Genomic DNA, 16,743 nt, shown 5'->3' with positions numbered 1-16,743 from the left:
GTTATTATTAAAATAAAAAATCAAAGATGAGCAAAGAATTTGTTGACGTGCTTGTAATCGGGGCCGGGCCGTCTGGCTGTGTATCTTCTTCATACTTAAATAACAACAATGTCAACGTGAAAGTTGTAGAAAAAACAAAGTTTCCGAGGCTGGTTGTTGGGGAAAGTTTGATTCCACGCGTGATGGATCATTTTGAAGAGGCCGGATTATTTCCTGCACTGGATAAAATGGGCTTTGAAAAAAAACTGGGTGCCCGTTTTTTAAGAGGCAACGAAGTCTGCATTTTTGATTTCAGTAATAAATTTGGTGAAGGCTGGGACTGGACTTGGCAGGTTCCCAGAGCTGATTTTGATAACGTTTTGGCTCAGGAAGTGATTAATAAAGGTATTGATCTTGAATTTGAAACTGAAGTGATCGGTATTGAATTTAACGGAACAGATTCTATCACAACCGTAAAAAACAAAAACGGTGAAACTAAGGAAATTCATGCAAAATTTGTGATCGATTCAAGCGGTTACGGAAGAGTTTTACCGAGACTTTTAGATTTGGAAAAACCTTCGAAATTATCACCACACTCTGCGATTTTCTCTCATGTAAAAGATGTTAATAGAGAAGAAGGAACGGAAGGAACTTTGATTTCTTTTGATATTATTGAAACTGAAGTTTGGCTTTGGGTCATTCCTTTCTCAAATGGAAATACGAGTGTAGGAATTGTCGGCCCAACTGAATATATTGATAAGCTTTCTGAAAACGGAGATACTGCAGAAGCTTTGAGAAAAGCTATTTCTCTCTCTGATTATTATGTTAAGCGTTTTGGAAACGTGGACTTCCTTTTTGAACCGAGACATTTGAAAGATTATTCGTGCTCCGTAAAAAAGTTATTTGGAGATGGTTTTGCATTGACAGGAAATGCTTCGGAATTTCTTGATCCGGTTTTCTCTTCAGGAATGGCATTTGCAACCGAGGGCGGAATGACCGCAGCAAAATTGGCTTTAAGACAGCTTAATGGCGAAAAAGTAGACTGGCAGACCGAATTTGCAGATTATATTTTATATGGTGTTGATGTTTTCACCACCTACGTAAAAGAATGGTACACTGGAAATCTTCAGGAATTATTTTTCCACCAACCGGAAAACCCTGATGTGAAAAGAAAAATCTGTGCAGTTTTGGCAGGCTACGTTTGGAACAAGAAAAATACTTTTGTGAGAATACACGATACTGCGATAAAAAATCTTGCAGAGTTTATTAAAACAGAAAAACAACAACAAGCATAAAAAAACGGTCTGAGATTTTTCAGACCGTTTTTGTTTTATAGTATTTTGAAGGTGTCACTATCTTAAATCTGTAAACGTAATCGACTTTCTGCTGTTTGGATTAAATACGATTTTAGACAAAACATCAAAATCAATTAATTCAATTTTCGGACTTACCCTCAGTTTTGCCCTGAAATGATCTCTGACTTCATTTACAAAGCTTTCAGAATCACTGTCTGTGCTTATTTTAATGATAATTTCGTCCAGCCCGATTTCATTCGACTGAATAACAATCTGATAACACAAAATATTGTTGAAATCATTTAAAATATCGTTCATTGCAGGCGGATACAAAGTTGTTCCCTTGTATTTTATCATCTGCTGTTTTCGTCCGATAACAGGACCTAACCTCATCGTATTTCGTCCGCATTCACAAGGTTTATAATGTGCTTTTACAATATCTCCCGTTTTAAATCTTAATAAAGGAAGTGCTTCTACGCCTAAAGTTGTGATCGTTAATTCTCCGCTTTCGCCTTCTTTTACCACATTTCCGTCATCATCGAGAATTTCAGTAATGATTAATTCAGGATGTTGATGTCCGCCGATTTGAAACTCACATTCTGTAAATGCCGTGCTCATTTCTGTCGAAGCGTAGGTTGAGAATAATTTAATATTCCACTTTTCCTTAATTTTCTGAGATAAAATATTATCCGTAAAATCCTGATTTTTTATGCTTTCCCCAATGCAAACTGCTCCATAAACACTGGAATTCTTATAATCAATCCCGTGTTTCTCAGCATAATCGATCATTTTTAACAAAAATGAAGGAACGGTAATTAAATATTTGGGCTTATATCTAAAAATCGAATCCCATTGCAATTCCGGAATTCCGGGTCCCATTCTTACAACGCTTGCTCCCATTTTTCTCAGGCCTAAAAAATAGGCAAGTCCGGCCATGAATCTTTTATCGATCGTTGTAATCATCTGTACAACATCACCTTTTTGGATTCCTGCACACGCGAAAGAAATCGCTTCATTGTAAGCCAGTCTTTCAAGGTCGTTGTCGGACAATCCGAAAGTTACGGGATCGCCTAAAGTTCCTGATGTCGTGCTGTAATCCACAATTTTATCAGGAGTAATGCAAAAGAAATCATCGTTATTCTGTTGAATATCGTTTTTCGTCGTTGTCGGGATTTTCTGCAAATCTTCCAACGTCTGAATATCCGAAATATTGATATTATTTTCTTTGAATAATTTTTGATAAAAAGGTGATTGAGTTTCAAGATAAGTCAATAATTCCTGAAGTTTTTGCTCCTGAAACTTTTTTATTTCCTGAATGTCCGATTTTTCGATTGATGGATAGAATTCCAATGGTTTTTATTTTTAGAAGACAAATTTATTTAATTAAAATTAAAAGATCGCTTCCTCTGAAATTTTAACCACAGATTGACACAATTTTTCATAGATGATTGTATTTATTTTTTGTGATATTTGTGACATTAGTGTTTAATCGAAATTATCATTGAAAAGTAAAAGTCTGCGTATTTGTATTTCCAGCCGTATTGATAGTTGTCACTTTTAATGTATGAGAACCCGAACCTTTCGGGCATTTTTCATCAAAAACATAGACAAAATCATCTTTTACTCTGGCAAAACGCAGCCATTTTCCATCCAATTCTGCTCGGAAAGATTCGATGTCACCAACCTTTGTTGTTCCTTTTAATCTTAAAGAACCTGAACTCAGAATTGCCCCTTCTTTCCAGCTTGGAGAAACAAATGGTAAATTATTATCCACTAATAATCTTGCCGTTCCGAGCCTGTTGAATTGTCCTTCTGCCCAATCACCATTCCATTTTGCTTTGATGATATTTTTATCGCTTCCGTAGTTGAGTTCTAAAACTGTTTTATCCTTCTCTTCGTTCGATAATTTTCTATTGGGTTTAATTTTTAAACTATAATAATCATGAATCGGAATGTAAGGGCTATTTAAAATTATAGCACCTGAAACTGCTTCTGCATCAGATTTTTCGTACATATTAAAATTCACCGCATCGTAAGCCGCATTTTTGCTTAAATTGATTTCTGCATTTTCTGTTTTAATTGTTTTTGATTCGTTTGGAGAAAGTGTTTTATTGTTTGATGAAATTTTTTCTGATGAATTACTCAACTGAACTTTTGTTATCAATCGACTTGTATTTCCGTTGACATCTTTTAAAATAATTTCAATATTGTGAACTTCATTATCCTGAAGATTAATAATTCCATCCGAACCGGAACTATAATTCGGCAATTTCATTCCCGGCAAATTCGATAAATGTTGAATACTCATTTTATCGCGGATAAATTTTGTATAATCTACACAGCCGTTGATATAACGTGTATCATTGTAATGAATTCTATCAATTTTAAAACTATAAACCAATTTTCCATCCATTAATAATTCGGCATCGTAAATTCCCAAATTAAAACCTTGATTGGCTTTATCCACCGCTTTTATAGCAAAACTTATCTGAGGAGAATCCACTTGAATTACGTTTGAAGTATAAACATTTCCCGCTTTTTTTACAGCAATTCCATTTGCTCCCGGTTCATACGTACTAAACCGACGGTCATACCAATACAATCCACTTATAATCGGAGCAATCCCATCAGGAATATTAAATCCAAACAGCAAAGGATTGATACATTCTTCTGTTTTTGTATCTCTGATTTCAAAATGCAGATGCGGTCCTGCGGAACCTCCCGTATTTCCGCTTAAAGCAATGAGCTGTCCTTTCGTCACAGGAAATTGGTTAGGCGAAAAACTAATATCCTGTTCCCATTTTTCGTCTTTGTATTGTTGGTCTTTTACGTATTTATCAAGTTGATCGAAATATTTATTTAAATGAGCGTAAACTGTTGTATAACCATTTGGATGAGTAACATAAACTGCATTTCCAAAACCATATCTTTCAACTTTTATTCGGCTTACATACCCATCTGCAGCGGAAACGACAGGTAAGTTTTCCTGACTGTTGGTTCGAATATCTAATCCCATGTGGAAATGATTGGAACGAACTGCCCCGAAATTGGCGGCGAGATTGATAGGAATATTTAAAGGATTTCTGAAATAACCTTGTGGATAATTTTGAGCAAATGTTGTAATACTATTGATTAGGTCAATAAAAATAATCAGTCGGAGAAAGATTTTCATACAAATGGTTTTAAGTGCTATTTTAAAATTACGAAAAATTCTTCTATCTCCCACTGATTTCACAGATTTTCACGGATGATTGCGTCAAAAATCTGCGAGATTATTTTAAGTTTTGGTTAAAACCAAATTCAAATCTATCATTTTGAAAGCGGACTTTAGTCCGCTCCTATTGATCCGCCACTTGGCAAAAATCTGTGATATTTGTGAAAACATTAGTGCTATTGTGTTTAAAATTCAATTCAAAAAAGCACATTTTACAATTCACAATCCACAAAAAACCAATCCCACCATTTATATTTCTGAAACAGAACTTTTTAATAGGAAATATCAAAATAAAACATATATTATAAACCGACAAATTTTAGTAAATTTGCCAACTTAATTAATCAACGATATTGATATATTACAATGAGCCAATTTAAAGAATACAAAAACCTCAACCTTATTGACGTAGCAAAGAATGTAGCGGAATTCTGGAAACAGAACAAAACTTTCAATAAGAGTGTTGAGATTCGTGAGGGGCAACCTGAGTTTGTTTTTTACGAAGGTCCGCCTTCAGCAAACGGTATGCCTGGAATTCACCACGTAATGGCCAGAGCATTGAAGGATATTTTCTGTCGTTATCAGACCCAGAACGGGAAGCAGGTTTTCCGTAAAGCGGGTTGGGATACACACGGACTTCCTGTAGAGCTTGGCGTGGAAAAAGAATTAGGAATCACTAAAGAAGATATTGGCAAAAAAATTTCAATTGAAGATTATAACAAAGCTTGTCGTGAAGCGGTAATGCGTTATACAGACGTTTGGAACAACCTTACCGAGAAAATCGGTTATTGGGTTGATCTTGATGATCCGTATATCACGTACAAATCAAAATACATGGAGACCGTTTGGTGGCTGTTGAAACAATTGTACGATAAAGGATTATTGTATAAAGGCTACACGATCCAGCCTTATTCTCCAAAAGCAGGAACCGGACTTTCTTCACACGAAGTAAACCAACCGGGAGCTTACCGTGATGTTTCTGACACAACAGTTGTTTCTCAATTCAAAACATTACCGGAAACACTGCCTTCGTTTTTACAAGGTTTTGGAGACGTACATTTCCTAGCTTGGACGACAACTCCATGGACGTTGCCTTCAAATACAGCTTTGACAGTAGGTCCGAAAATCGATTATGTTTTAGTTAAAACTTTCAATCAATATACTTTTGAGCCAGTTAATGTTGTTTTAGCAAAAAATTTAGTTGGAAAACAGTTTGCTAAAAAATATGCTGAAGGAACAGACGAAGATTTTGCAAATTACACTTCTGAAACGAAAGTTATCCCTTATCAAATCTTAGCAGAATTCAAAGGAGCTGATTTGGTTGGAATTAAATATGAGCAATTATTACAGTACGCTCTTCCTTACCAAAATCCTGAAAATGCGTTCAGAGTAATCTCCGGAGATTTCGTGACTACAGAAGACGGAACCGGTATAGTTCACACCGCGCCGACTTTTGGTGCTGATGATGCGAAAGTAGCTAAAGAAGCTCAACCAGAAGTTCCGCCAATGTTGGTTTTAGATGAAAATGAAAACCCAATTCCATTAGTAGATTTACAGGGAAGATTTTTATCTATCGTAAGCGATGAGATCTATGGTTTTGCGAATGAATATGTAAAAGGTGAATATCTTAGCGAAGACGAAAAAAATACGGAATTAAATATTCAGAAAGAAAATTTAAAGTCAATCATTGCAGATTTGAAGGCTTATCTTTCTGTAGATGAAAGAATTGCTTTAAAATTAAGAAAAGAAAATAAGGCTTTCAAAGTAGAAAAATATGTTCACAGTTATCCACACAGCTGGAGAACAGATGAGCCGTTATTATATTATCCGTTGGATTCCTGGTTTGTAAAAATGACTTCATTGAGAAGCCGTTTGGTAGAACTGAATGAAACAATTAACTGGAAGCCAAAAGCAACAGGAGAAGGACGTTTCGCAAACTGGTTGGAAAACGTAAACGACTGGAACCTTTCTCGTTCAAGATATTGGGGAATTCCGTTGCCGATCTGGAGAACAGACGATTTGAAAGAAGAAAAAATCATAGGTTCCGTAGAAGAATTATACAACGAGATCGAAAAATCTATTGAAGCTGGATTCATGAAAGAGAATCCGTACAAAGGTTTTATCATCGGAAATATGTCTGAACAGAATTATGCTTTGGTTGATTTACACAAAAATATCGTTGACCAAATCATCATTGTTTCAGATTCAGGAAGAGCTATGAAGCGTGAAAGTGACCTGATCGACGTTTGGTTCGATTCTGGTTCAATGCCTTATGCGCAGTTGCATTATCCTTTTGAGAATAAAGAATTAATAGACAATAATAAGGCATTCCCGGCAGATTTCATCGCGGAAGGGGTTGATCAGACTCGTGGTTGGTTTTACACACTTCATGCGATCGGAACGGCGGTTTTTGATTCAGTTGCTTATAAAAATGTAATGAGTAACGGACTTGTTTTGGATAAAAACGGCGTGAAAATGTCAAAATCCAAAGGAAATGGAATTGATCCGTTTGAAACATTGGCGGTTTATGGGCCGGATGCTACTCGTTGGTATATGGTTTCCAATGCTAATCCTTGGGAAAACCTGAAATTTGACATCGAAGGAATTGATGAAACGAGAAGAAAATTCTTCGGAACACTTTACAATACGTATTCGTTCTTTGCTTTGTATGCGAACGTTGACGGATTCAATTATTCTGAAAAAGAAGTTGAGAACAGACCGGAAATCGACCGATGGATCTTGTCTGAACTAAATTTATTAATCAAAGAAGTAAAAGCATTTTACGAGGATTACGAGCCGACAAGAGTTGCAAGAGCAATCAACACTTTTGTGAATGATAATTTGAGTAACTGGTACGTAAGATTGTGCAGAAGACGTTTCTGGAAAGGGGATTATTCGGATGATAAAATCTCGGCTTACCAGACTTTATATACTTGTTTGGAAACTGTTGCTAAATTATCTGCGCCAATCGCTCCGTTCTTTATGGATCAGTTGTATCAGGATTTAAATAAAGTTACAGGAAAAGAAACTGCAGAATCTATTCACTTGACGGATTTCCCTGTTGCTGATGAAAGTTTAATCGATCAGGATTTGGTTGAAAAAACGCATTTAGCGCAGAACATTACAAGTATGGTTTTCTCTTTAAGAAAGAAAGAAAATGTAAAAGTTCGTCAACCTTTACAAAAAGTATTAATTCCTGTCTTAGATTTAAAAGCTGAGGAGCAAATTGCTGCGGTTTCTGAATTGATTAAACAGGAAGTAAACGTAAAAGAAATTCAATTAATCAATGCTGAAGAGGCGGCAGATTTAATTGTAAAACAGATAAAACCGAATTTCAAAGTTCTTGGTCCAAAATTAGGAAAAGACATGAAAGTGGTTGGAGGAGAGATTGCAAATTTTAATGCAGAACAGATTTCAATATTAGAAAAAGAAGGAAAATTAGACGTTCAAGGATACGAAATTACGCTTGATGACGTAGAAATTTCTACAAAAGATATTCCGGGATGGACGGTAACTTCTGATGGAAAAACAACTGTGGCATTAGATTTGACATTAACAGACGAGTTAAAATCTGAAGGTATTGCAAGAGAATTCATCAACAGAGTTCAGAACCTGCGAAAAGACCAAGAATTTGACCTGACAGACAGAATTTCCATCACATTGGAAGAAAATACTCCTTTCTTGAATGATATCAAGAAAAATGAAGAATATATTTCATCTGAAGTCTTGTCAAATAAAATAGAAATTGTATCTTCACTTTCAAATTTTAACGAAATCGAAATAGATGAGGTTAATTTTAAACTAAATATTGAAAAAAATTAACATATAGTTATTGTTTTTCAAATTCCATTTCATAATTTTATTAAAAAAGAGAAAAGAACATGTCAGACGAAAGAGTAAGATACAGTGATACTGATTTACAAGAATTTAAAGCTATCATTAAAGAAAAAATAGAAAAAGCAGAAAACGATTTGAAGTTGATCCGAGAAAGTTTTATCAATGATCAGAATAACGGAACGGATGATACATCTCCTACATTTAAAGCGTTTGAAGAAGGTGCTGAAACATTAAGTAAAGAACAGAATTCTATTTTGGCCGGAAGACAGGAAAAATTCGTACGTGATCTTAAAAACGCTTTAATAAGAATTGAAAATAAAACCTACGGGGTCTGCAGAGTAACCGGTAAATTGATCCCTAAAGAAAGATTGCTGGCCGTACCTCACGCTACATTAAGCATTGAGGCGAAAAATATGCAGAAATAGCATAAGGTTGATTAAAATAATTTTGGGTTTATATGGTATTTCAGGATACTTTATAAACCTAATTTTTAATTTATATCCATGAGCGAATTATTAATTTTAATTATTATTCTCGTCGCAGTTTTAGCATTTTTCAACAGAGGCTGGATCATAAACAGGTTTCTCCATGACAAACAAAGAAACTACACGATTGATGATCAATTCAATTCTGATAAGCGTAACAGGGAAAAAGAAATCGACAGACTTTTAAGTAAAATGGGCAAAAATGGTATCAATGACCTAACTATAAAAGACAGAAAAAGACTTGATGAATTGTCTAAAAATAAAAATCAAATTCAAATTCAATGGAATCAATTATTGTACACACCAGAAATGCAATGGAACTTAGTGCACTGAAGAGTGTTTTAAAAGAAATGAACATTAAATTCGAAAAATTCCATACCAAAAACACCCATCACAATCAAAAAACGATTAAGAAAATCGTTGACACAAAAAATGAAAAAATAGCAAAACCTTCTAAACCAAAAGGATTGTAATGAAAAAGATATTATTTGTAACGCTTCTTATTTTATTAATTGATCAGGCTTCAAAAATTTATATAAAAACACATTTCAATCTGGATGATAGTATTACTGTTTTACCTGGCTTTAAACTGACTTTCGTCGAGAACCCGGGAATGGCTTACGGACTTCATTTTGGTGGCGTTATTGGTAAATATTTCTTGGTTATTGTAAGGGTTATTTTAATTGGAGGAATCATTTATTTGTTTAAAAAATGGTTACAAAAAGGAGAATCTAATTATCTTCTAATTCCGATGGCCATGATTTTTGCTGGAGCAATTGGAAATTTAATTGATGGTATGTTTTATGGGTTAATTTTCGATAGTGGAACAGTATACGATGCTAGTATTGACCGGTGGATCGGCTACGGCGGAATTTCAAAAATCACCTCTTTCGGTGAGGGATATTCTACTTTCATGAGAGGCTGCGTGGTGGATATGCTTCATTTCCCGCTGGTAGACTGGAATGTTCCTGAAAGCTGGCCTTTAATAGGAGGAAAACATATTGAATTTTTCAAATATATTTTTAATGTAGCAGATTCTGCGATTACAGTTGGTGCTATTTTATTATTAATTTTCAGAAAAAAAGCATTCCCGAACGGATTAGAATTTTAGAATATTTTCACGAAGAATGAAAAAAATCATTAAAAATATTTTTAAAATCTTCCTGCTTCTTATGGTTGCAGGAATTATTTTTATTGCCTGGGCCAACTACAGTATCAAGAAAAATAGTGAGGCCTATATCTCTTACAACATCGCCGACATTCCTGAGACGAAAACCGCCCTACTTCTCGGAACAAGCAAAAACCTGAATAGCGGGCTTCCCAACGCTTATTTCTACAACCGGATCCAGGCAGCCATAGATCTGTATAGAAGCGGAAAAATAAAATACATCATCGTAAGCGGTGACAACAGTACAAAAGATTATAACGAGCCAGAGGATATGCTTTTAACCTTAATGAAATACGGAATTCCGCAAGACAGTATCTTTCTGGATCATGCAGGTTTCAGAACTTTGGACTCTGTGGTAAGGGCAAAGGAAGTTTTTGGGCAGATAAGGCTGATCATTATTTCACAGAAGTTCCATAATGAAAGGGCTGTTTTTTTAGCTAAGGAAAACGGAATTGACGCCTTTGGATATAATGCAAAAGATGTAAGCAAATATGCTGGTTTTAAAACCAATGTAAGGGAATATCTGGCGAAAGCGAAAGCATATTATGACCTGCTTTTGGGTGTTGAGCCGAAGCTTGGGGGAGATAAAATTTTGATTCCTTGATTTTTTTATTGATGGTTTTGCAGATAAAATAATTTCAGGTTTCGGCTAAAGCTCCAATTCTTTATATTTATTTTTGAAAGCGGACTAAAGTCCGCTCCTATTGATACCAATTACCAGAGTTTCTTTAAAGTGAAAAATTATAACACGAACATCTGTGTAAACTCGTGAAATCTGCGGAAGAAATCCATAAATTTGCAATTCATTAATTTTAATATAAATTTTAACAATGTCAAGAATTCTTACCGGCATTCAAGCCACCGGAACACCGCACCTGGGTAACCTGCTTGGTGCTATCATTCCTGCAATTGAGCTATCAAAGCAAGGAGAAAACGAGTCTTTTTTATTTATTGCCAATCTGCATGCTTTAACACAAATTAAAGACGCACAGGTGATGAAACAGTATACCTACGAGATCGCTGCGGCTTGGCTTGCTTGTGGGCTGGATACAGAAAAAACATATTTCTACAGACAAAGCGATATTGCTGAGGCCTGTGAACTTTCTTGGCATTTATCATGTTTTTTTCCTTATCAGAGACTTACTTTGGCGCATTCGTTTAAGGATAAGGCAGACAGGCTGCAGGATGTGAATGCAGGCTTATTCACCTACCCAATTTTAATGGCTGCAGATATTTTGCTGTACGATGCTGAAATTGTACCTGTAGGAAAAGATCAGCTTCAGCATCTGGAAATTGCACGTGATGTAGCTTCAAGATTCAACAGCCAGATGGGTGAGGTTTTGGTATTGCCACAAGCTGAGCTTCAGGAAAACACAAAATATGTACCCGGAACAGACGGACACAAAATGTCTAAATCCAGAGGAAATATCATTAACATTTTCTTACCTGAAAAAGAATTAAAAAAACAAGTAATGAGTATAGAAACAGATTCTAAATCATTGGAAGAGCCAAAAGACCCTGACACTGATAAGGTTTTTGCCATCTATCAGCTGATTGCAAACCCTGAGCAAACGGAAAAATTGAGAGCAAAGTACTTAGCCGGTAATTTCGGTTACGGCCATGCAAAAAATGAACTCTTAGATTTAATCCTTACAAGATTTGAAAAAGAAAGGGAAACCTTCAACTATTATATGAATAATCTTGATGAGCTGGAAGCAAAACTTCAGGAAGGAGCAGCAAAAACAAGACTAGTTGCTACACGGACTATCAAAAGAGTGAGAGAAAGCCTAGGATTTTAATCAACTTTTTGAAATATATTTTAAGCCTTTCGGATCGGAAGGCTTTTGTTTTTTTGAGAGAATAAAATTATGCATCTCATTTTCAAACTCATAAGAAATAGCCCAAGCCTGATATTGTTTAATAATTGACATAATAATCGAAAGCCCAAGCCCGGAAGAAGTATGATCAGAACTTTGCTTGTAAAAACGGTTAAAAATTTTCTCGCGGTCCAAAGCTTTTACGGAACCTGAGTTTTGGAAAATCATTCTGTCTTTTTCAATGATAATATTAATATTTCCGTTCTGATGATTATATTTCACAGCATTTTTTAGTAAATTCGACAATAAGACATTGGCCAAATCCGGATTGAAATCTGATATTAAATCTTCTTCTTCCGACACATTTACTTTAATATTTTTAAACTCAATAAAATCTTCGTATTCTTTGAGCAGCGCATTTATCATTTCATTAAAATTCACAGTCTGAACTTTATTAAACTGGCTGTTTTCAATTTTCGAAAGCATCAGCAAAGATTTGTTTACCGCCACCATCCTTCTTAGGTCATTCTTGACTTCTACAAAAGTATTGACGCTTTTCTCTTCCAAATCTTCATTCTGAATCATTAGATCTATCTTATTGATTACAATGGCCAAAGGGGTCTGCAACTCATGTGAGGCATTTTCTATGAACTGCTTCTGCTGATGAAAAACAAGCTCGTTCCGTTCAATCATCTCATCAATTTCTGTGTTTAATTCTTCAAATTCTTTTACCTTGTATTTTTCAGGAGCCGATGGTGAAGAAACGCCAAACTGGTATTTTTTTAGTTTATTTAAAATTAAGTAAAATGGTTTCATTGCTTTATTCAACAAGAATCCGTTTACCACAACAATACTTGCTACTAATAAAATATACAAGACAATAAGAGCGGATGTCAGATCATAGATTAATTCATTCTGCTCAACGGTAGAAGCTCTTATTTTCAGCTTCTGATAATGCCCGAACTGATCTACAAAATCTGTTTCAAGAACCCTGTATGGCTGGTCCTGATCATCATATTCCATGTAATACATTTTGTTGTACAATCGGTTTTTATCTTTATAATCTGAGGCGGAAATTTGTTTTACCTTAAATTCATTAAACCCATATTCATTATTTTTTAATAGTTGAGGATCGAGATAGATTGCCTTTATAATTTGTATTTTCCTGTCTTTTAAACCATCGTCTACGTTATCATGGACTTCATCTAGAATAAAAGCATAAAATAGGGCCGCCCACACTGCAATAATAAGTAGTAAGACAACTATCAAGTATTTTATTGTGTAATATTTTAACGAGCTTTTCATTTAAATCAATTTATAGCCGATGCCGTACACCGCTTGGAAATCAGCTTCTGAACCTAAGCTTTTCAACTTTTTACGGAGGTTTTTAATTTGAGAATAAATAAAATCCAGACTATCTGCCTGATCAATATAATCTCCCCAAATGGCTTCGGCAAGAGTTGTTTTCTGTAATGTTTTCTGAGGATGGATCATAAAATAATACAGCAAATCATATTCTTTACGATTCAAAATCAATTCTTCATTATTAATTAAAACCCTTCTGTTTTCTGGATCAATATTGATATTTTTATAAGAAATTATATGTTCCCCGTCCTGTCTTTTTCTTCTGATCACAGACTTTATCCTTGCCATCAGTTCAGCCAGATGAAAGGGTTTTGCCAAGTAGTCATCTGCACCAATCTCCAATCCTGAAACTTTATCATCAACAGAATCTTTGGCAGAGAGGATAATCACGGGATCTTTTTTGTGCATGGCTTTAATTTCCCTTAGCAGATCAATACCGTTTCCATCGGGAAGCATGATATCTAAAAGAATACAATCATACTCATAAGAGATGATTTTGTCAAGTCCGGAGCTATAATCTTTTGCGTGTTCTACAATAAATTGTTCTCCTTCGAGAAAGCTTTGGACAATATTTTTTAATTCGGGTTCGTCTTCTATAATTAAAATTTTCATCAATTGAGTGTTATAAGTTCATATCAAAGATATAAAAAAATAAAAGCCTCCTCTAAGGAGGAAGCTGTTTGTAAAGGCTAAGAACTTGTTTTTACATGTCGCCCATGGGCATCAAAAATAAGACTTAAACCATTCATCAGGTTGATCTTATATGCATTGTATTTCTTTTCAATAGAACTTACTAAGCTTCCCTGATGATGTGTCGTCAAATATTCTAAAATACTTTTTCTGATAGATTTTGCAGAAAACTTTTTATTATGTCCTTTTATTAAATTCCAGTTTGCCATGTTGATAAATTTTTGTGGGTTAAACATTAAGATTAATCATCAATTTTAAAAAAAACTCTGTTTGCATCGAATTCCAGGTCAATACAGCTGGAAAGCTCCGCTTTATAGTATCTTCTTTCCTTTGCTGTCGAACTTTATTTTTACGTCATATTATATTTCCTAACACCATAAATTTCTCTGTACTCCGTTGCAGAACCTATAGCAATATCTTTAAAATTCGTAAATAGAAATATTTTAAATTGATTTTGGTTAATTGTTCTATTCTGTCCATAGGTAGCTGCCGACAATGTTAATATCATGTTCACTGATACTGTGGTGGTGGTCTTTTTTTCCATAATTTTTATATATGCTTAATTATTATGGAACAAAGTTTAGAATCAATTTGGGAAAGAATTAGGAAAAAAAGGAATTCTGATGTACAAACAAAGCAGCACTATACATAACTATTTGATTACGTATAATATAAAAACCCATAAAAATTAATTATTTTATAAAAAATCTTTGATCTGCAAAAGATGCCTAACTGATTTCAGGCCCGTTTCCTGTTTATTTTCATGTAATGTATCAAAAAAAATAACATCCATTCCATAATTTTGTGCACCGACAACATCTGCGATCCAGTCATCACCGATAAGAATACTTTTTTCTTTATCAGCCTTAGCCAGATTTAATGAATACTCAAAAATTTCAGGATTTGGTTTTCGTACTCCCACCGTATCAGCACTAGTAATGGTTTGAAAATATTTGTCGATACCCGATAAAATGCATTTTCTCTCCGTTACTTCTTGAAATCCGTTGGAAATCACATGTAAAGTATAATTTTTATTCTTTAAATAATCCAGAATGTATTCCGTACCTTCCACAAGCTCATTATGATTTAGGATTTTATCTAAAAAATGTTCTTCAAAATACATGGAAAGCATTTCATCATCCACATTAAAACGTCTGAATGTATCATAAAAACGGTGCTTTCTCAAATATTCCTTATCAATAATTCCATCTCTTATCTTTTCCCAGAGACTTTCATTAATTTTATGATAAACAGAATGAAACACTTCAAAATCTATATTATATTTTAAAGTAATTTCTTCTTTCTCGAAAAGATCTTTTATGGTAAGGTAGGCATTCTTGCGGTGGTCCCAGAGCGTATTGTCCAGATCAAAAAAAATGTGCTGAATTTTCATACAGCACAAAATTAATAATTTTAATTTTTGGAAATCGGATAATTCTTGCTCGTGGTTTTCATAACTTCGAGGTTCTTTGAAAAATTGAGTAAAAATTCAATGGTCTCTTTTTTAGGCTTCAAAGTTTTCACTTTTAAGGAATCATTTTTTCTCATAGGCGATGCATGTCTTTCCTTAAAACGAGAATATCCGGGAATTATTATCTATCGTGTCAAGACAATATTATTTTCGTCCATGATTTTTCTCAGGTTGATCAAAGCATAGCGTACTCTTCCCAACGTGGTATTAATACTCATATCGGTATGATCTGCAATTTCTTTAAAGCTTAAGCCGTCGAAAAATCTTAACTTTATTACTTCCTGCTGGTTTTGGGGAAGATATTGCAGCATCCTCATAAGATCCTCTTGGATCTGATTGGTAACCAATTGGTCTTCAATATTTTCAGAAGGTTCTCTCAGCAGATCAAAAATAGAGTACTCATCTGTTTCGAAAGTAGTTTCCGAAACTTTGATATTTTTAGCTTTTGATCTGAAATGGTCAATAATAAGATTGTGGGCGATTCTTTTTGCCCAAAGAATGAATTTTCCTTCTTCGTTATAGCGTCCTTCTTTCAGCATTACAATGATCTTCATGAATGTATCCTGAAATACATCATTGGCAAGATCTTCATCATTAATTTTGTAAAAAATGAATGTAAACAATTCTCTCTGATGACGATGAATAAGGGCTGATAAGGCCTCTTCGTCTCCTTTTTGGTAAAGGGAAATTAGTAAACTATCCGATTTTGATTTCATAACTTTTTCTCAATATAATATTTGCTGGTAGTCAATTATCCAGATAATTTATCTGGCATCAACTTTAAAAACAAAAAAATTCTTCAGAGTAAAGTCTAATCAATAGGCGGTACATTTTTATATGATGTAAATATAATAAATTTTTAATAATTGTTAACCTATTATTAACTTTTTAAAATAAAAATTAAAAAAAAATCATTTAAACATATCGTGAATGAATACAGTAGGGATATTTAGTGTAAAATTAACATTCAGCCCTTTTAGTTCTTTTCCGTTTATTCCGCTGTTTCCGATCGGGAAAGCATATCCTCCCGTGAGATCAAGGATCCCGAAAAGAGTAACTCCAATTTTTGGTGCCATATATTTACTTGTGCCTTCCGCCCCAACCAGGAAATAGTAGGAATGATAAAAGTCTACATTTTTTTCAAAATTTAACAGAACATCAGCTGAAAGCTTCGGCATAATAGCAAATTTTGAATGGGCAGAACCCATCAGGGCCGAACCTCCCAAACGGTAAATAACATCATCATTTTTCAGGAAAAGCAACTTACCTCCCACTTCCCCCAAGCTCTGATTTTGATAGGTATACCCTACACTAATCATTTTGTGCATCGTATATTGAGCTTTTGCAAAGGTACTCATAAAAAATAGGGAAAGAATTGTAATTGCAAATCTGGCGTTTATCATCTTCAAATTTATTTAAATG

At 34.4% G+C, this 16,743-nt stretch carries 16 protein-coding genes; 8 read left to right on the top strand and 8 right to left on the bottom strand.

Annotation, left to right across the window (positions count from 1 at the left end):
* Window positions 1-26 precede the first annotated feature (26 nt).
* The gene (locus BW926_RS01555; RefSeq protein ID WP_076443639.1) at window positions 27-1,274 is read left to right on the top strand and encodes an NAD(P)/FAD-dependent oxidoreductase; all 1,248 of its coding nucleotides are present in this window, start codon (window positions 27-29) and stop codon (window positions 1,272-1,274) included.
* 57 nt (window positions 1,275-1,331) lie between these two features.
* Here BW926_RS01555 and BW926_RS01550 read toward each other — a convergent pair whose 3' ends face one another.
* Both BW926_RS01550 and BW926_RS01545 read right to left on the bottom strand, forming a co-directional pair.
* Window positions 1,332-2,624 carry a flexirubin biosynthesis putative acyl-CoA ligase FlxY gene (locus BW926_RS01550; protein ID WP_076443638.1) on the bottom strand — a complete coding sequence of 431 codons (1,293 nt, stop codon included), beginning with the start codon at window positions 2,622-2,624 and terminating at the stop codon, window positions 1,332-1,334.
* A 148-nt stretch (window positions 2,625-2,772) separates the two neighbouring features.
* Entirely contained in the window at window positions 2,773-4,446 is a 1,674-nt protein-coding gene (locus tag BW926_RS01545) for a M23 family metallopeptidase (protein ID WP_076443637.1), read from the bottom strand.
* 408 nt (window positions 4,447-4,854) lie between these two features.
* Between BW926_RS01545 and ileS the strand changes: the two genes are divergently transcribed.
* From ileS to trpS, 7 genes are all read left to right on the top strand, one after another.
* A complete protein-coding gene (gene ileS / locus BW926_RS01535; RefSeq protein ID WP_076443635.1) occupies window positions 4,855-8,310 on the top strand; it encodes an isoleucine--tRNA ligase in 3,456 nt (1,151 codons plus the stop codon).
* Window positions 8,311-8,369: 59 nt separating this feature from the next.
* On the top strand, window positions 8,370-8,750 hold the full coding sequence (locus BW926_RS01530; RefSeq protein WP_076443634.1) for a TraR/DksA family transcriptional regulator: 381 nt from the start codon (window positions 8,370-8,372) through the stop codon (window positions 8,748-8,750).
* 78 nt (window positions 8,751-8,828) lie between these two features.
* Window positions 8,829-9,143, top strand: a complete 315-nt coding sequence (locus tag BW926_RS01525) for a DUF6576 domain-containing protein (protein ID WP_228403372.1) — start codon at window positions 8,829-8,831, stop codon at window positions 9,141-9,143.
* The gene (locus BW926_RS14705) at window positions 9,092-9,283 is read left to right on the top strand and encodes a DUF2683 family protein (protein ID WP_076443633.1); all 192 of its coding nucleotides are present in this window, start codon (window positions 9,092-9,094) and stop codon (window positions 9,281-9,283) included. Before BW926_RS01525 ends, BW926_RS14705 begins: the two co-directional genes overlap by 52 nt.
* Window positions 9,283-9,921, top strand: coding sequence for a lipoprotein signal peptidase (locus BW926_RS01515; RefSeq protein WP_076443632.1), 639 nt, complete (start codon window positions 9,283-9,285; stop codon window positions 9,919-9,921). Before BW926_RS14705 ends, BW926_RS01515 begins: the two co-directional genes overlap by 1 nt.
* Window positions 9,922-9,937: 16 nt before the next feature.
* Window positions 9,938-10,582: a SanA/YdcF family protein gene (locus tag BW926_RS01510; protein WP_076443631.1), complete on the top strand. Its 645-nt coding sequence runs from the start codon at window positions 9,938-9,940 to the stop codon at window positions 10,580-10,582.
* A gap of 226 nt (window positions 10,583-10,808) precedes the next feature.
* On the top strand, window positions 10,809-11,777 hold the full coding sequence (gene trpS / locus BW926_RS01505) for a tryptophan--tRNA ligase (protein ID WP_076443630.1): 969 nt from the start codon (window positions 10,809-10,811) through the stop codon (window positions 11,775-11,777).
* On the opposite strand, the gene BW926_RS01500 is transcribed toward trpS, so the two are convergent.
* The 6 genes from BW926_RS01500 to BW926_RS01470 all read right to left on the bottom strand — a co-directional run bounded on the left by BW926_RS01500 (window position 11,778) and on the right by BW926_RS01470 (window position 16,724).
* Window positions 11,778-13,100, bottom strand: coding sequence for a sensor histidine kinase (locus BW926_RS01500; RefSeq protein ID WP_076443629.1), 1,323 nt, complete (start codon window positions 13,098-13,100; stop codon window positions 11,778-11,780).
* Window positions 13,101-13,772 (bottom strand): response regulator transcription factor, encoded by a 672-nt coding sequence (locus BW926_RS01495; protein ID WP_076443628.1) that lies wholly within the window; start codon window positions 13,770-13,772, stop codon window positions 13,101-13,103.
* Window positions 13,773-13,849: 77 nt separating this feature from the next.
* Window positions 13,850-14,059 carry a PepSY-like domain-containing protein gene (locus BW926_RS01490; protein WP_179077970.1) on the bottom strand — a complete coding sequence of 70 codons (210 nt, stop codon included), beginning with the start codon at window positions 14,057-14,059 and terminating at the stop codon, window positions 13,850-13,852.
* 488 nt (window positions 14,060-14,547) lie between these two features.
* Window positions 14,548-15,243, bottom strand: coding sequence for a YjjG family noncanonical pyrimidine nucleotidase (locus BW926_RS01480; protein WP_076443625.1), 696 nt, complete (start codon window positions 15,241-15,243; stop codon window positions 14,548-14,550).
* 203 nt (window positions 15,244-15,446) lie between these two features.
* Window positions 15,447-16,037: an RNA polymerase sigma factor gene (locus BW926_RS01475; RefSeq protein WP_076443624.1), complete on the bottom strand. Its 591-nt coding sequence runs from the start codon at window positions 16,035-16,037 to the stop codon at window positions 15,447-15,449.
* 195 nt (window positions 16,038-16,232) lie between these two features.
* A complete protein-coding gene (locus tag BW926_RS01470) occupies window positions 16,233-16,724 on the bottom strand; it encodes a hypothetical protein (RefSeq protein WP_076443623.1) in 492 nt (163 codons plus the stop codon).
* Between the last annotated feature and the right edge of the window lie 19 nt (window positions 16,725-16,743).

The sequence above is a fragment of the Chryseobacterium sp. RU37D genome, assembly GCF_900156075.1.
Taxonomy (GTDB): Bacteria; Bacteroidota; Bacteroidia; order Flavobacteriales; family Weeksellaceae; genus Chryseobacterium.
Note: the sequence above shows the minus strand (reverse complement) of the source record. Positions and strands in the feature narration are given on the sequence as shown.

What these genes read in the sequence shown, in the direction of transcription:
- BW926_RS01490 (WP_179077970.1), bottom strand. Translation starts at nt 14,059, where the DNA reads ATGGCAAACTGGAATTTAATAAAAGGACATAATAAAAAGTTTTCTGCA.
- BW926_RS01495 (WP_076443628.1), bottom strand. Translation starts at nt 13,772, where the DNA reads ATGAAAATTTTAATTATAGAAGACGAACCCGAATTAAAAAATATTGTC.
- BW926_RS01475 (WP_076443624.1), bottom strand. Translation starts at nt 16,037, where the DNA reads ATGAAATCAAAATCGGATAGTTTACTAATTTCCCTTTACCAAAAAGGA.
- BW926_RS01510 (WP_076443631.1), top strand. Translation starts at nt 9,938, where the DNA reads ATGAAAAAAATCATTAAAAATATTTTTAAAATCTTCCTGCTTCTTATG.
- BW926_RS01470 (WP_076443623.1), bottom strand. Translation starts at nt 16,724, where the DNA reads ATGATAAACGCCAGATTTGCAATTACAATTCTTTCCCTATTTTTTATG.
- trpS (WP_076443630.1), top strand. Translation starts at nt 10,809, where the DNA reads ATGTCAAGAATTCTTACCGGCATTCAAGCCACCGGAACACCGCACCTG.
- BW926_RS01555 (WP_076443639.1), top strand. Translation starts at nt 27, where the DNA reads ATGAGCAAAGAATTTGTTGACGTGCTTGTAATCGGGGCCGGGCCGTCT.
- BW926_RS01545 (WP_076443637.1), bottom strand. Translation starts at nt 4,446, where the DNA reads ATGAAAATCTTTCTCCGACTGATTATTTTTATTGACCTAATCAATAGT.
- ileS (WP_076443635.1), top strand. Translation starts at nt 4,855, where the DNA reads ATGAGCCAATTTAAAGAATACAAAAACCTCAACCTTATTGACGTAGCA.
- BW926_RS01530 (WP_076443634.1), top strand. Translation starts at nt 8,370, where the DNA reads ATGTCAGACGAAAGAGTAAGATACAGTGATACTGATTTACAAGAATTT.
- BW926_RS14705 (WP_076443633.1), top strand. Translation starts at nt 9,092, where the DNA reads ATGGAATCAATTATTGTACACACCAGAAATGCAATGGAACTTAGTGCA.
- BW926_RS01500 (WP_076443629.1), bottom strand. Translation starts at nt 13,100, where the DNA reads ATGAAAAGCTCGTTAAAATATTACACAATAAAATACTTGATAGTTGTC.
- BW926_RS01515 (WP_076443632.1), top strand. Translation starts at nt 9,283, where the DNA reads ATGAAAAAGATATTATTTGTAACGCTTCTTATTTTATTAATTGATCAG.
- BW926_RS01525 (WP_228403372.1), top strand. Translation starts at nt 8,829, where the DNA reads ATGAGCGAATTATTAATTTTAATTATTATTCTCGTCGCAGTTTTAGCA.
- BW926_RS01480 (WP_076443625.1), bottom strand. Translation starts at nt 15,243, where the DNA reads ATGAAAATTCAGCACATTTTTTTTGATCTGGACAATACGCTCTGGGAC.